This window comes from Adhaeribacter sp., assembly GCF_057359045.1.
This window is the reverse complement of record NZ_JBMQUD010000012.1, coordinates 49079-64338: the sequence shown is the minus strand read 5'-3', so window position 1 is coordinate 64338 and position 15260 is coordinate 49079. Positions and strand designations below refer to the sequence as shown.

At 42.3% G+C, this 15260-nt stretch carries 16 protein-coding genes; 9 read left to right on the top strand and 7 right to left on the bottom strand.

Going from position 1 to position 15260, the window contains the following annotated elements:
• Positions 1–82 precede the first annotated feature (82 nt).
• From ACO1R6_RS02575 to ACO1R6_RS02565, 3 genes are all read left to right on the top strand, one after another.
• On the top strand, positions 83–2011 hold the full coding sequence (locus ACO1R6_RS02575; protein ID WP_486261915.1) for a CHU_0125 family OmpA-like outer membrane integrity protein: 1929 nt from the start codon (positions 83–85) through the stop codon (positions 2009–2011).
• A gap of 191 nt (positions 2012–2202) precedes the next feature.
• The gene (locus ACO1R6_RS02570) at positions 2203–3366 is read left to right on the top strand and encodes an AIR synthase related protein (protein ID WP_486261914.1); all 1164 of its coding nucleotides are present in this window, start codon (positions 2203–2205) and stop codon (positions 3364–3366) included.
• Between the two features lie 405 nt (positions 3367–3771).
• On the top strand, positions 3772–4494 hold the full coding sequence (locus ACO1R6_RS02565; protein WP_486261912.1) for a proline and serine-rich protein 1 family protein: 723 nt from the start codon (positions 3772–3774) through the stop codon (positions 4492–4494).
• 118 nt (positions 4495–4612) lie between these two features.
• Here ACO1R6_RS02565 and ACO1R6_RS02560 read toward each other — a convergent pair whose 3' ends face one another.
• Positions 4613–5110, bottom strand: a complete 498-nt coding sequence (locus ACO1R6_RS02560) for a DUF4293 domain-containing protein (RefSeq protein WP_486261911.1) — start codon at positions 5108–5110, stop codon at positions 4613–4615.
• A 352-nt stretch (positions 5111–5462) separates the two neighbouring features.
• Between ACO1R6_RS02560 and truA the strand changes: the two genes are divergently transcribed.
• The 5 genes from truA to ACO1R6_RS02535 all read left to right on the top strand — a co-directional run bounded on the left by truA (position 5463) and on the right by ACO1R6_RS02535 (position 9920).
• On the top strand, positions 5463–6254 hold the full coding sequence (gene truA / locus ACO1R6_RS02555) for a tRNA pseudouridine(38-40) synthase TruA (RefSeq protein WP_486261909.1): 792 nt from the start codon (positions 5463–5465) through the stop codon (positions 6252–6254).
• A 119-nt stretch (positions 6255–6373) separates the two neighbouring features.
• Positions 6374–8143, top strand: coding sequence for an ABC transporter ATP-binding protein (locus tag ACO1R6_RS02550; protein ID WP_486261907.1), 1770 nt, complete (start codon positions 6374–6376; stop codon positions 8141–8143).
• Positions 8144–8202: 59 nt separating this feature from the next.
• Entirely contained in the window at positions 8203–8724 is a 522-nt protein-coding gene (locus ACO1R6_RS02545; protein ID WP_486261905.1) for a GyrI-like domain-containing protein, read from the top strand.
• A gap of 211 nt (positions 8725–8935) precedes the next feature.
• On the top strand, positions 8936–9568 hold the full coding sequence (locus ACO1R6_RS02540) for a LuxR C-terminal-related transcriptional regulator (protein ID WP_486261903.1): 633 nt from the start codon (positions 8936–8938) through the stop codon (positions 9566–9568).
• Positions 9569–9746: 178 nt separating this feature from the next.
• Positions 9747–9920 (top strand): hypothetical protein, encoded by a 174-nt coding sequence (locus ACO1R6_RS02535; protein WP_486261902.1) that lies wholly within the window; start codon positions 9747–9749, stop codon positions 9918–9920.
• A gap of 465 nt (positions 9921–10385) precedes the next feature.
• On the opposite strand, the gene ACO1R6_RS02530 is transcribed toward ACO1R6_RS02535, so the two are convergent.
• The 6 genes from ACO1R6_RS02530 to ACO1R6_RS02505 all read right to left on the bottom strand — a co-directional run bounded on the left by ACO1R6_RS02530 (position 10386) and on the right by ACO1R6_RS02505 (position 13661).
• A complete protein-coding gene (locus ACO1R6_RS02530) occupies positions 10386–10787 on the bottom strand; it encodes a hypothetical protein (protein ID WP_486261900.1) in 402 nt (133 codons plus the stop codon).
• Between the two features lie 268 nt (positions 10788–11055).
• Positions 11056–11226 (bottom strand): hypothetical protein, encoded by a 171-nt coding sequence (locus tag ACO1R6_RS02525; protein WP_486261898.1) that lies wholly within the window; start codon positions 11224–11226, stop codon positions 11056–11058.
• A gap of 221 nt (positions 11227–11447) precedes the next feature.
• A complete protein-coding gene (locus tag ACO1R6_RS02520) occupies positions 11448–11978 on the bottom strand; it encodes a GNAT family N-acetyltransferase (protein WP_486261896.1) in 531 nt (176 codons plus the stop codon).
• A gap of 277 nt (positions 11979–12255) precedes the next feature.
• Positions 12256–12678 (bottom strand): hypothetical protein, encoded by a 423-nt coding sequence (locus ACO1R6_RS02515; RefSeq protein WP_486261894.1) that lies wholly within the window; start codon positions 12676–12678, stop codon positions 12256–12258.
• A 133-nt stretch (positions 12679–12811) separates the two neighbouring features.
• On the bottom strand, positions 12812–13132 hold the full coding sequence (locus ACO1R6_RS02510; protein ID WP_486261893.1) for a hypothetical protein: 321 nt from the start codon (positions 13130–13132) through the stop codon (positions 12812–12814).
• 334 nt (positions 13133–13466) lie between these two features.
• The gene (locus tag ACO1R6_RS02505; RefSeq protein ID WP_486261891.1) at positions 13467–13661 is read right to left on the bottom strand and encodes a hypothetical protein; all 195 of its coding nucleotides are present in this window, start codon (positions 13659–13661) and stop codon (positions 13467–13469) included.
• Between the two features lie 703 nt (positions 13662–14364).
• Between ACO1R6_RS02505 and ACO1R6_RS02500 the strand changes: the two genes are divergently transcribed.
• Positions 14365–15243, top strand: coding sequence for an SRPBCC family protein (locus ACO1R6_RS02500; protein WP_486261889.1), 879 nt, complete (start codon positions 14365–14367; stop codon positions 15241–15243).
• The last annotated feature ends 17 nt before the right edge of the window (positions 15244–15260 follow it).

The following is a 15260-nucleotide window of genomic DNA, read 5'->3' as shown; positions in this document are numbered from 1 at the left end:
TATATTTAGGTAAATATGCGTTGTAAATAAGATTATTTAAATAAGCCTTAACTACCATTTATTTATACTGCTGCCCAAATTAATGAAGCAAAAATTATACACACTCCTTTTCTTAAGCTGGTTTATGACCATGGCTGCCTGCGGCGTGGTTAATAAAGCCGGTAAAGCAAATAAATTATTTGAGCGGGAAGAATACCAGGGCGCTATTCAGCTTTACGGCAAATTATTAAAAAATAAACCCAACGATGGGCTCTTGAATTTCCAGATGGCCGAGTCGTACCGCAAATCTAATCGGATACAACTGGCCGAGCCTTATTACAAAGCGGCCCTGGATAACGGCTATAAAAAAGAAGATGTGTACTTAAACTACGGTTTGGCCTTGCGGGCCAACGGTAAGTACAACGAAGCCAGCACCGAACTTACCCGTTACGCCGAAGTGGGTGCGAATAAAACGTACGTAGAGCGGGCGCGCCGCGAAGTAGCTAACTTAACCGAACTGCCGGAAGTACTGAACAAGAAAAATTATTACGAAGTAAAACCATTAGACCCCATTAATACCGATGCGGCTGATTTTGGCATTGCCATGGCCAACGGCGAATTAATATTTGCCTCGTCGCGGGGTGGTGGGGCCGTTTTTAAAGGCAATGGCCAAGGCTTTACTGATTTATACGCATTTAAACCCGATAACCCGAACGATGTGACCAGTGCCGGTGCCGTGCGCAAGTTTGATGAGCAAATGAATTTGGCGGGTATTCACGATGCAGTAGCTACTTTTACCCCCGATGGCAAAACCGTAATATTTGCCCGCAGCAACGAGGGTACCAAAAAAGGCCGCCTGAGTGTAGATTTATTTATTTCCCGGTTCCGTTCCGGCGCCTGGACCGAGCCACGTTCCATCCGGCTAAATAAAACCGATGCCTGGGACTCCACACCATTTTTAGCGCCCGACGGCAAAACCCTGTATTTCGCCTCTGACCGCAAAGGCGGCCTAGGTGGTACCGATATTTATAAAGCCACCCTGGATGATAATGGTAATTTTTCGGCACCCGAAAATTTAGGTGCCCCGGTAAATACACCTGGCAACGAAAGTTTTCCGGCAATAGGCTCTGATGGCACGTTTTATTTTTCGTCGGATGGGCACCCCGGCTTAGGTAAGCTCGATATTTACCGGTTAGAAAATAACCAGGTAGTAAATTTAGGCACCGAAATAAACTCTACCGGCGACGACTTTGGCATTTACCCGCTTAACGCCGAATCAGGCATATTTTCGTCGGAGAGAGAAGGCGGTAAAGGCAGCGACGATATTTATTTCTTCCGGAAAAATCAGCCCAAACTGGTTAATTTCTTTGTAGATGTAAAAGTACTGGAGCGGCTGGAAGGTAATGCCAACACCACCAAGCCCATGAACAACGTAAAAGTTACCCTGCAAGATGCTCAGGGTAAACGCATTGAAGACGAACTAAGTAACGAAGCCGGTAATTTAAGCTTTGCCCTCGATACAGCCAGCACATATTCTATTATTGCCGAGCGGCCGGGTTATTTTGCGGCCCGCCAGGCCATAACCACCGTTGGCAAAACACCGCCGCAAGCTTCGCTTACCAAACCTTTAACCGACATCCGGTTATCGGCCACATTAACTTTAGCTAAAATTGTTAAGAACAAACCCATTGTAGTAGAAAATATTTACTACGATTTAGATAAAGCTGATATTCGGCCGGATGCAGCCCTGGAGTTAGATAAACTGGTACAAACGTTGGTAGATAACCCTAAAATTACCATTGAGTTAAGCTCCCACACCGACGTACGCGGCAAAGATGCTTATAACTTAGATTTATCGCAGCGGCGGGCCAAATCGGCGGTGGAATATATTATTTCTAAAGGCATAGACGCCAAACGGGTAACAGCTAAAGGTTACGGCGAAACCCAGTTAATCGTGAAAAACGCCAAAACCGAAGAAGAGCACCAACGCAACCGCCGCACCGAATTTAAAGTTACCCGCATTGCGGAGTAGTGGTTAGTGGTTCGTATTTAGAGTTTAGTTTTCAGCGTTAAGCTAATTAATTCAGTATTATATTTTAGAAAACTCCTGCCAGAAAGCCGCTTATTAAAGCGGCTTTCTTATTTTTGTGCCAGTAATTAATTTGTTGGTCTGCCTTACTACCGAAAGCTAATAACTAATTACTAACCACTAATTACTTTAAAATGGAAAATCGCTATTTGCGCCGGGGTGTTTCGGCCTCGAAAGAAGACGTACATGCCGCCATTAAAAATATAGACAAAGGCTTGTTCCCGCAGGCGTTTTGTAAAATAATTCCGGATTTACTCGCCGGCGACCCCGCTTACTGCAACATTATGCACGCCGACGGCGCGGGTACTAAATCGGCACTGGCTTACCTGTACTGGAAAGAAACCGGCGATCTATCGGTTTGGAAAGGCATTGCCCAGGACGCTATTATCATGAACGTAGACGATTTGTTGTGCGTAGGGGCTATAGATAATATTTTGCTTTCGTCTACGATTGGGCGGAATAAAAATTTAGTACCCGGCGAGGTAATTGCGGCTATTATTAATGGTACCGAAGAAATATTGCAACTGCTCCGCGATAATGGTATGGGCATTTACAGCACTGGCGGCGAAACCGCCGATGTGGGCGACCTGGTGCGCACCATTATTGTAGACAGCACCGTTACGGCCCGCATGCGCCGCGACGAAGTAATATCTAACCATACTATTCAGGCCGGTGATGTAATTGTGGGCTTTGCCTCGGCTGGCCAGGCCACTTACGAAACCGAATACAACGGCGGCATGGGCAGCAACGGCCTTACTTCGGCCCGCCACGATGTTTTTGCCAAATACCTGGCCCAACAGTACCCCGAGAGTTTTGACCCCGGCGTGCCCGCCGATTTGGTTTATTCCGGCGGGTATAAACTCACCGATGTAGTACCGGGTCTGGGGGTTACCATGGGTAAGCTGGTATTATCGCCGACCCGTACGTATGCGCCTTTGGTGCGCGAAATATTGCAGGAGCATCGGCCGCATATACATGGTATGGTACATTGCAGCGGCGGCGCGCAAACCAAAGTGCTGCACTTTACCCAACAGGTACATATTATAAAAGACAATTTGTTGCCGGTGCCACCTTTGTTCCAAATCATTCAGGCAGAAAGCCAAACCTCCTGGCAGGAAATGTACAAAGTATTTAACATGGGTCACCGTCTCGAAATTTATTTGCCCGAAACGTATGCCCAGGATTTAATACATATAGCCGCCGGCTACAATATTCCGGCCCAGATAATAGGCCGGGTAGAAACATCGGCTACTAACCACCTTACCATTAAAAGCCCTTACGGGCAGTTTGAGTATTAATTTTCAGGAATAATCAGTAGCTGCGGTACCACTAGCAGGATTGTCCAAATCTGGTTGCCGGTAAATACTGCAATCTTAATTGTTGGTGCGGGCGTTCTTGTCTGCACCCTTTTTCTATCCTAGGTAATGATATAATCATTAAATTTTCCCCGGCTTTTTATCTGATACTAAATAATATTTGGTAGTAACTGAATTAAAATATTGAGACAAAGGCTCACTTCCTGCGTTGGGAAAGACTTTTTAGGACAAACCTTCTGGAAATATTAGTTTTTGTTTCAAACCTCTACGCAATAACTTTTCTAAAACTTTATAAACAAGCATCAGCAGGCGTAGGCTAGAAGTTCTGGCATAATAATTGGCTTAGGGTATATATGATATAACCTTTACCTCTTAATAAAAAAAGCTATGAAACCTTTAGTGGTCTTATTCTTCGGAATATTTATCTGGACCCAACAAGCCCTTGCCAGCCGGGCCAGTGTGGCCTTTGCTTCTAAACGCGGCGAACCTTTTCTGGTAATTATAGATGGGCGGTTAATAAACCGCAACCCTACCGACCGCTTACGTTTAAATGATTTGCCGCCTGGCTACCACGCCGCCGAAATTCGTTTCCCCGACCGCATGGGCGCTTTGATACACCGCACCCGTGTGTTTTTAGAACCTGGCTACGAAACCGAATTTTTGGTGCAAGTTACCGGCCGCCGGCCGCGGGTAGTTTTAAGCAAAGTAGGCCAGTACCCTATTAATGGAGGCATCGTATCGCCTGTTTACCCTACGCCACCGCTGCCCGTACCCGATTACCGCCCCGACAATCGGCCACGCTCGTCAGATTGCCCCGATTTATTAGTGGGTGCCGAGTTCGAAAGGTTTTATAACGCGGTAGCGGCTCGTCCTTTTGATGATGATAAGTTATCGTTGGCCAAACAGGTTTTAGGCCAGAGCAGCATTTATGCCGAAGATTTAAAAAGTGTAATGAAGCTTTTTAGCTTTGATAACCGCAAAACCGATTTGGCCAAGTTTGTTTACGCCAATGTGTGCGACCGCCGTAATTTTTACGTGGTGTACGAGGCATTTACCTTCGATTCCAGTGCCCGGGAATTAGAGCGGTATGTAAACGGGTTGGGCAGGTAAAATATTGGCTTTATTTCCCAAGAAAAAATGTGTATTAAATAAAAAACCGAAAAGCCTATCGTGTAAGATGGGCTTTTCGGTTTGATAATAGTTATGAAGTCTCTCTGGTAATCAGAAATTACCGCAGCCGGTCTACCGAACGTACCAGGTCTTCGTCGCGTTTAATAAAACGGTTGGCTAGGGAGTTTACAATTAAACCCAGAATTGGTAAATAAAAACCAGCCTGGTATTCGCCGGGTGTAGTTGTTTTTACCAGTTCGTCGCCTACGTACGACGAAAAATAAAAGATAGTACCCAACAAAGCGGCCAACAACAAAGAGTTGAGTAAACCCAGTTTGATTTGCGTAAAACGGCTTTTAAACTGGAAAATCTCGTAAAGGGCAACCAGCGCAATAATAATAGCTAAACCAGCAATGGCCATGGTGTTTTTATTGATGGTGCTCAGGGTGCTAACACCATCGGTAGGGGTAGCTGCCTGCGAGCTTAACGAGAAAGCCGTAAGAACAACTTCCTGGTTATTTTGCGGATTGGTTTTGGCCCATAATGGCAGGAACAACAAGCTGACCATGGCTATAATCAGGATAAGCAGAAATACACTTTGAATTCTTTGGATCATAATATCGTTAATTAACTTGCAAAATTATTTGCAAAATTAGGTAAACCAATTGTAAAGAAAAACCATGCCGGCCGCTTATATTCCGGATTTAACCTGGCCTGTAATCAGAAAATTAGGCAGGATATGGGCTATTGTATATTCCCGGCAATTATATGGCTTGGCTTATTCAAATATTGTTGATTATAAACCAGAAATTACCTCTATTTAAATAAAAAATTGGGTGTGGAGTTAACCTGCTAACACAGCTAACTACAATGTAGTCCTATATTACCGGTAAGGATAATTTGTAATATTTTGCAAGAAGAAATAAAAGGCTACTTACGCCTTAATATATAAAGTAGGAACAGATTTAATGCGTTATTTTTTAGATATAACTTATGATGGTACCGGATACCACGGCTGGCAAACCCAACCCAATGCCCGCACGGTACAGGAAATATTAAATACTGCTTTGTCCATGATTTTGCGGCAGCCCATTGAAACCGTGGGTAGTGGCCGGACGGATACCGGGGTACACGCCGCGCAGCAAATAGTTCATTTTAATGTACCGGAAACCTTACCCAATGCTACTGCTTTTTGTTATCGCCTGAACCGCTTACTTCCGCCGGATATTAGTGCCAACGCTTTATACCCGGTTGGCCCGGAGGCACACGCCCGCTTCGATGCGGTTGCCCGTACCTACGAGTACCGCATCACCTTGCATAAAAATCCGTTTTTGCAACGCTATGCCCATTATTTAAGCCGACCTGTAAATCTGGATCTGCTAAACGAAGCGGCTACGCATTTGCTAGTCCACGAAGATTTTACCACGTTCTCGAAAGTTAAAGGCGATACTTTGCATTACCGTTGTCAGATGCTGGCAGCATACTGGCAGGCAACGCCCCAAGGGCTGTTGTTTACCATTCGGGCCAACCGGTTCTTGCGGGGGATGGTGCGGCTGGTAGTGGGTACTTTACTGGATGTAGGTACCGGTAAAATTTCGCCGGCCGATTTTAAAAAGATATTAGCTGCACAAGACCGGCGGCAAGCCAGCGGGGCGGCCCCGGCAACGGGCCTGTTCCTGACCCAGGTAACTTACCCCAACAATTATTTCGCGGAGCAAAAAGAAAAATTTAACCAGAATAAAACCTCGGCCTTGCTTTAGCAGTTACACCTTAGGCTGTGCGGGCTACGCATAAAAGTAGTAGCTTTGCCGTTATATTTTACAATACCCCGCAGTACCTGCAACCAAGTAGCAGGCGGTCGGTTTAAAACAATATACTATTGGAACAGAATACAGGTAATCAGGCAGGGCGCGTCTTCGATTTTCAGACCCTGAAGCGCTTGTATGCCTTTGTTACACCTTATAAGCATATATTTTATTTTATTATTATTCTAACCGTTGCGTCGGCTATACTGGCGGCGTTGCGGCCATTCCTGATTCAGTACACCGTAGATAACCACATTATGCTGGGCGACATGACGGGCCTGAACAAAATGTTTCTGTGGCTGGGCGTGTTGCTGGTGGTGCACACGTGTGTAGAGTATATGCATACGTATTTTGCCGGTTGGCTGGGGCAGCACATTGTACGGGATATCCGGGTAATGTTGTATCGGCACGTGCTCAAACTGCGCCTCAAGTTCTACGACCGTACACCCATTGGTACGTTGGTAACCCGCAACGTATCGGATGTAGAGCAGCTTTCCGATGTGTTTTCCGAAGGTTTAGCCGCCATGTTGGGCGATATTCTGCAACTGGTATTTATCTTGGGCTATATGCTCTACATCGACTGGAAACTGACTCTGGTAAGCCTGGCTACTTTCCCGTTTTTATTTATCAGTACTTATATCTTTAAAGAAAAGGTAAAAGCCTCGTTTCAGGAGGTGCGAACGGCGGTGGCCAATTTAAATGCTTTTGTGCAGGAACACCTCACCGGCATGAACATTGTGCAAATATTTAACAACGAAGCCCGCGAAGAGAAAAAGTTTCAGAAAATAAACCAGGAGCATACCCGGGCCCAGATTAAATCGGTACTGTATTACTCTATTTATTTTCCGGTGGCCGAAGTAATTGGTGCTACTGGCACTGGTTTGCTGGTGTGGTACGGAGCCCGCGGGGTTATAAACGAACAGGTAACGCTGGGTACGCTCATTGCTTTTATCATGTACATTGCCATGTTTTTCCGGCCCATCCGGCAAATTGCCGACCGCTTTAACACCTTGCAACTGGGCGTGGTAAGTACCGAGCGTATTGTGCGCCTGCTCGACAGCAACGAATTAATTTCCGATACTGGTACCTATGCTCCTGAAACCATTAAAGGCGATGTAACTTTTGAGCACGTTTGGTTTGCTTACAACAACGAAGAGTACGTGCTGCGCGATATTTCTTTTGGGGTAAAAGCCGGCCAGACTGTGGCATTTGTGGGGGCTACCGGCGCTGGTAAAACCTCCATTATTAATTTGCTTAGTCGGTTCTACGAAATAAACAAAGGCACCATTCGGATAGACGGCGTAGATTTAAAAGAGTACGACCTGGATGTGGTAAGGCGAAGAATTGGCGTGGTATTGCAGGACGTGTTTTTATTCTCCGGTTCTATTGCCGATAATATTTCGCTGGGTAATCCGGATATTACCCGGGAGCAAATCTGGCATGCCGCCGAACTGGTGGGAGCCCGTAAGTTTATCGAGCGTTTGCCCGGCGGTTTAGATTATAAAGTAATGGAGCGGGGCGCTACTTTATCAGTAGGCCAGCGACAGCTTATTTCTTTTGTACGGGCCATGGTATACAACCCCCGTATTATTATTCTGGATGAGGCCACGTCATCGGTAGATTCCGAAACCGAAGAACTGATCCGCTATGCTATTGAGCAGTTGATGCAGGGCCGCACTTCTATTGTAATTGCCCACCGGTTGTCTACTATCCAGAAAGCCGATAAAATTATTGTATTGGATAAAGGCGAAATAAAAGAAGTTGGTAACCACGAAGAATTGTTACAGCGCCAAGGCTATTATGCCCAGCTTTACCAAATGCAGTACAAAGATGTACTGAGTTAAGCTAATTATACCAGACGAAATATTTAATTTATTTAGTAAGCATTAAAGTTTAAACCTAAGTGAGTAAAAAGTTTTTAATTATAATTTTAGTATTAGTTGGCGCCGGTTTTGGTTTGTACGGGTATTTAGGCGGCTTTAGTACCCCGCAGGTGCAGGTAACAACTTCTGATAGTCATTATATTGCCGGTCGTTATTTTGCCGGACCTTTAGAAGATAAAAACTTTGGCGAGTTATTCCGGCAAGCTTCCGAAAATTTAGATAAGAAAAAACTAAATGGGGTACTGGCCAATATTTATTATAACAATCCCGAAAAGCAACGCGATAGCATTAAAGCTTTTATCGGCATAAAAATAACCGATACTACTGCCAGTTTACCGGCCGGCTACGAGTTGCGCCGGGTACCCGGCGGTAAAAAAGTGGTACAGGCTACCGTAAATGCGCATTATATGCTATCGCCTAAAAAACTATACCCAGCCTTATTTAATTACCTGGAACAACATAAGCTGCAAACCCAAACGGCTTACCTCGAAATATTTCCGGATTCGCGCCGTGCCCTGGTACAAACCGAAATTATTCCTTAAACTGTACCTAAGTATATTTAACTACAGAAATACTAACTTTTAGGTATTTCTTTTTTGTTTTTTTGCATCTAACTTTGAACTGTTTGTAAAATTTCTAGTATAAGACCTATATAGAGGGTTCATTTTAGAAAATTTATAAAGAAATAAACATCTGTGTAGCTCAAGCAAGGAGAAAAGAATAGTCTTTAGCAGGTTTATACCTGTAAAACGTATGATTAAGGTGGCTGTTATTGATGGGGTTGAAAGTAGACAACAGCTCGTAAAAAGTTATGTAAATGCCCAGCCCCAATTGCGCTGCCAATGGGTTATACCTACAGTAGCTGAGTTTTGGAAGATACCAGATTTATCGTTAGTAAATGTAATACTTATATATGTTACCGACGAAGATGCAATTGAAATATTGCTGCCGCAGACACGCAAAATAAAAAACAGTTTACCTGAATCTGAAATAATTATTCTGTCGGATGGCCGCGACACGCAAAAGGTATTGGCTTTGTTGCGCGCGGGCGTGGTGGGATATTTACCTTTAAATACACCATTAGTACAATTAAAAGAAGCAATGGTGGGAGTTAAGCAAGACGGTGCTTATATAGTGCCATACATGGTGCGGCAAATGCTTACTTATTTTCGGTCGCGTGCTGCTGTAGAAGAAGTATTAACTATTCGGGAAAAGGAAATTGTCCAATGTCTGGTAGATGGTATGAGCTACAAAATGATTGCTGTAAAAGTGAGCATCCGGCTAGATACCGTACGGTATCATTTGCGTAATATCTATAAAAAACTGAAAGTAAATAGTAAATCGCAAGTAGTAAGTAAGGTGCTATCGGGCGAAATAAACCTGTAAAAAGTTGTTCTGAGACTAAATATTAAAGAATTTGAATATTTTTTTTACCCTACCCAAAAATGTAGTTGACTTTTACTGGAAATAAATATAATTTTAGTGCCTAATGAGTAAAATAAAAAAAAGAATAATTAAAAGCTGCTCCAAATAATTGTAATTAATCCACATAAACTTTAAACGTATGAAAACAAAAGGTAATTTTTTAAGCTACATTGCTACTGAAAAAAAGCAAAGAAAAGAAGAAGTAAAATCTCCTGTAAACCCTGCTTCTGGCAACGACTATGGTCGCATGAAACAAAAAGGCTCTTCCATGCTTGAGTATAAGAATGAAATGCAGAGCTACCAAATCTCATAATTAAACACCGTAAATTATCGATTACATTTACACACAATCATTCATAAACACCTGATCATCATACCGCGGGTAACACCAAATCTGGAAGAGGTACCGGCGCCATGACCAGTAGAAGATTTAACTAACTAAAATAATCCTTCCGGCTCTACTCCTACAGGAGCCATGTAATAATGCTACTGCCGGTATAGGTGGTAGTTTCCTTACAGAGAAGCCTGCTCCGTTATTACTCTAACCGGGCAGGCTTTTTATATTTACCGCCCCAGGTTTTTGCTAAATCAGCATAATAGAAACAAACTTGATATGGTTTTTAGCGGCAATAGGCTTTATTGTACGCTCGCTTAGGTTTAAATAGCGTTTGCTGGGGATATAGGATAGTAGAATTAAGCTGGTATTTTGGTATAGCGGTAAGTATTGCCTTGGGAGGTATACGCCAGCCCAGTGGTAAATAAGGGGGCAAATGCCGGGTTAAAGCTTTTTGGTGAGTTCGGTTATGCGGGCTTTCAGGTCATCAATCTGGGAGCGGTTTTTCTTCGATTGTTCTATGGCGTCTAGGGTTTCCAGGAGCTGTTGCATTTCCTGTAGGTGTTTCAGGCGGTTTTTGCTTAAAGTTGCGGTATCGGTATCGGCAGGGGTATGCTCGTTTTTAAAAATATTGCCTTCGCCGTAAATAACCCAATGCGGGTTTAGGTTTGGGATATTATTTAGTACAGACAGGAGTTCGTCCATACAGTAGTTTTTACCCGCAATAATATTCGAAATTAAAATGGCCGAAGTATTCGTAAACTCACCCAAAGCAAATATATCCATTCCTTTGATTTTCATGTAAAACCGCAGACGCGTACCTATCTGTTCTAAATTAGCAGCCATTTTAATTAAAGTTATGTGTTATGTATGGGGTAAGTTAAACCCAACTCTTATGTTTGCCAGATTTTTGTTTCTGAGCTTCTGATTAACTACAACTTCAGGAAAAACATAGTTCAGTTAATGGGCAAGTATTATACGGAACCCAGAGGCCTGGTGGTTTAAACAGATACTTAAATTGAAGCCAGGGTTTAACCCCTAAAAATTAAAAAGCCTGGCTCCAACCAGGCTGACTAATAAATAATAATTTTGGTAAGCTGAACAACAAACCTCTTTAATTGTCGGAAAACGCATAAAGTCCAAAGTCCGGAATGATAATGTAAGCGTAGAACCGGCTAGTATCGGTTGCTTTTACTTCTTTATTATATAAAACTTTGGCCATAAAATCATTTTTTAACCGGTTGTTGTAACTCAGCTCCGATGGTAGTCTAATTCCCTTTTTCATATTCTCCCGTTTTTAAATGAAACAAATGCCTGGTACTCTTTTGGTAAGAGAACAAGCCGGTTTTAAAACCATAACGTGTAATTAGCTGCTCCAGTACCAACAATATAGTAACTGTGGGTAACCAACCGCATTTTATACGGCCACTATGCTTATATAAACAGGATAATTTTAAGAAAATGATATAACTATAAAAATATTTTTATACTGCGCACATAAGTTGACTAATGTTGGTCTGGTTTGGGTGCCAGCAAGGAGTAAATAGCCGAGTCGAGGAATTGCCCCCGGAAATAATAATTTTCTTTAAAATGCGCTTCTTTTACAAAACCATATTTTTCCAGCAACTTTATAGAAGCCAGGTTTAATGGGTTTACGTTGGCTTCTATGCTGTGCAGTTTTAAAGTTTTAAAACCGTAGTGTAAAACGGCGGTCAGTGCTTCGGCCATATAGCCCTGTTGCCAGTACGTAGGGTGTAAACCATAACCAATTTCGGCGCGGTAGTGCTCTTTTATAAACCGCCACAAACCAATGGTGCCTATTATTTTATCCTGGCCCGTTAGGCAAATACCCCAGTTTATGCCTTCATTTTGGGCCTGCGAGTCGGCTATCATCCGGATAAAAGAAGCAGCTTCGGCCAGATCCGATATTTTTTCCCGGTCTTTAAATTGCATCACCCGATCATCAGACCGTAAAAACAATATTTCGGGCGCATCGGCTTCGGTAATCTGGCGAAGGGTGCAACGGGCTGTTTGCATTATTGGGAAAGAGCTAAAGTGTATTTGCAGCACAGTTTTATTATTAAAGCAAAATAAAGATATTATAAGCTCTTAGAAATTATTATTACTACAAAATGCCGCTACGGGCAAAACAGGCATTTAAGGACGGAATAACGTAAAAAAAGATGAGGCTTTTGTAATATGCCTAGTAATTTTTTGTTTAAGGACGAACTTGTGGGTTGGCCGGAAAGATGAAGGTAGAATAGCTGTTACGCATATAAACAATCTGGTAAACAAAAAACAAAGCGGTGCTGCTTTATTGGGCCGTTTCGAAAAGCCAGAATTTGGCCGAGTCAAATTCCATAAATATTTCCATGGCCATTACCGCTTGGAGTTCAGGGTCGGTTTGTACCAGGTTGTGCACCCGGATGCTGGTCATGAGTTCTAAACCAACCGAATTTACTACATAAGCAAAGGCGTGCTTCAGTTCGGGATTAAATATTTTAAATATTTCTTGTACCAGCCAGTTCTGGTCTTTTATTTCCAGGTACAGCATGAGGCGCATATCGCAAAGCCAGCGGGTAATATTATGCGCATTGGCATAGCTTACCGCATGGGTGTGTAAATCACGGAAATCGGCGCTTTGCGGATTTTTAAACCAGGTTACCTGTATGTATTTATGCGCATTGTTAACCTCAACGCGGCCATACTCGCTTATGTAAATTTGCTTTAATTCCATTTTTAGAATTACCCGAGACAAGTTTTACCCATTTACCGGCAAGTTGCCCGCAAAATGGGTAGGCAATAGCAAACGGAAAGGGTTTACATATACTAATATTTAAGTGGTATGGATTGGGTAATTAAATATAAATTTAGCGGTAGGCCAGGAGTAAAGTATCAATGGCTTGTACCAGGGTGGTGTTTATCTGGTTAAGCGCGGTGGGTTTTATTAAATAATGTTTGTCTATCTGCAGGTAAATAACATCTAGTTGTTGCAAAGCCTGGTTTACCAGGCCCAAAGCTGCTCTTTTGCAGGCCAGTTGGGGTGTCAGGTTTTCGGTATATTCAATCAGCAATAAAATATCGCTGCAAGCCAAAATTAAAACCGAAATGGTTTGATCGTGGGGCCAGGTGGCCTGGTGCAATAGTTTTTTTATATCAAGAAGTTCCTGCTCAATTGCTGCTCTTTCCATTAATTTAAACTCCTGGTAATTACGAATAAAAGTATCGTTTTTAATATTTAAAAACTTACGCTTACATAAATATTATTAGTTGGCGCTGGTTTAAATTTAGCGATAACACCAGTACGTAAAAAAAAGACCTTTAGAGATTGGGTTAGTAAACCAAGCAAATTTTAATTAAAAATTAGGCCTGAACCAAAATAGCTTTGTAGCCAGGGTATAAAAAAGGTAAAAGAAGAAAACCGACCAGCCAATGGATGCCAATTTTCTTCTTTTACCTATTAAGTAGGACAAGGTGCGGCACATGGCCGGCAACTAACAGCGGCTTAAAATAAGAACGTAAATTTTATTTACCGGCTTTGCCTGAAAACGGCGTATTGCGGCCTCGTCTGAGCTGGCTTTGCTCATAAGATATAATGGCGCAAATATGCTTCTTTAATTCAAAAGCGGCTGGGGTTTGCGGGTCGGCATTTACCAATTCTTCAATCCGGCTGGCAATGGCATTGTAATCGCGATTAGTTTTTATGTTGTGTGTGTGCATAACGCTGTAGGTTTAAGTTTGTGTGTTATTTTAGTAATTGGCGTTACTGCGCATAGGCAATAAACCGGCCATTATTTAAATGATTGTTTCTGATGATATTTTTGCCAATAGAACCTCCTTTTTTCTAGTGTTTTATTTTTTTTTGTCTTCTTGCTATTGATCCAGAACTCATGAAACTCCCACAAACTAATGGTAACTACCAGCAAAACAAAAACGATGTAATATTGTAAGGTCGAAATTGTCTCCATAAGCATTTAATTTGGTAGCTTAAAGACAATATGTATACCCAATTCTTTTAAAAAGCTAAAATTATATGATTATGATACTATACGATAGATAATATATAAAAGTTAATATATTTAATTTTTTATTCTTAATTGTTTGTACATCAGCTGGAAAAAATTTCCGGATTTAGGAAAATAATGAGAATAGAAACCGCCTGCCTTGCGGCTTGTAATAGTAATAAAAGCGGTTAATTGTATATCAGACACATTAAGTTCTTGCGCTGGCTTATCCCAGCTGTTAATTATTTGTGCTGGAAAGCATACTCATTATTTAGGTTTGTGTAAAATACCAGCGCTTTTATTTTGTCGCAAAAGCCCCTTTATTTGGCATTTTCGCCCCCTGTCTGCTGCCCCTATTTACTTTATATTTGTCATACAAAAAGGTCGTACAGGATTTAAACATTTAACTATCAATAACTATGGAAACAACCGCCATAACCACCATCAAAGTAGAAACAACCATTCATGCGCCCGTAGAAAAAGTTTGGCGTTTCTGGACCGAACCTAAGCATATTACGCAGTGGAACCAAGCCTCTGACGATTGGCACACGCCCCGGGCCGAAAACGATTTGCGGGTAGGCGGTCAATTCCTCTCCCGCATGGAAGCAAAAGACGGAAGTTTTGGATTTGATTTTACCGGAACTTACACTTCTATACTGGAGCACCAGCAAATTGATTATACCATGGAGGACGGTAGAAAAGTGCATATATTATTTAATGGTAATAGCCAGGGAACAACGGTAACCGAAACTTTTGACGCGGAACAAACCCACTCCGTTGATATGCAGCAAGCCGGCTGGCAAGCTATTCTGGATAACTTTAAAAATTATGTAGAAGCCGCAAGTAAATTAGAAACCCTGCATTATAAAATCAGCATCCAGGCCAGCCCAGAAAAAGTTTACCGTACCATGCTGGATGCAGAACAGTATACCGCCTGGACAGCCGTTTTTAACCCAACTTCAAACTTTAAGGGTTCCTGGGAAAAAGGGGCCAAAATCTTATTCTTAGGAACAGACCAAGACGGCAATACAGGAGGTATGGTAAGCCGGATAAAAGAAAATATTCCTAATCAGTTTGTTAGCATCGAACACCTGGGCCTGGTTCAGAATAATGAAGAAATTACTAGTGGGGCAGAAGTTGCAGGCTGGGCCGGTGCTTTGGAGAATTATACTTTTAAAGAAGAGAATGGCAATACCTTACTTTTGGTAAATGTGGATGTTAATCAGGAATACAAAACTTATTTTAACCAAACCTGGCCCCAAGCTCTGGAAAAACTAAAGGCCCTTTGTGAAGCTTAAAATATTTTAATCTTAAC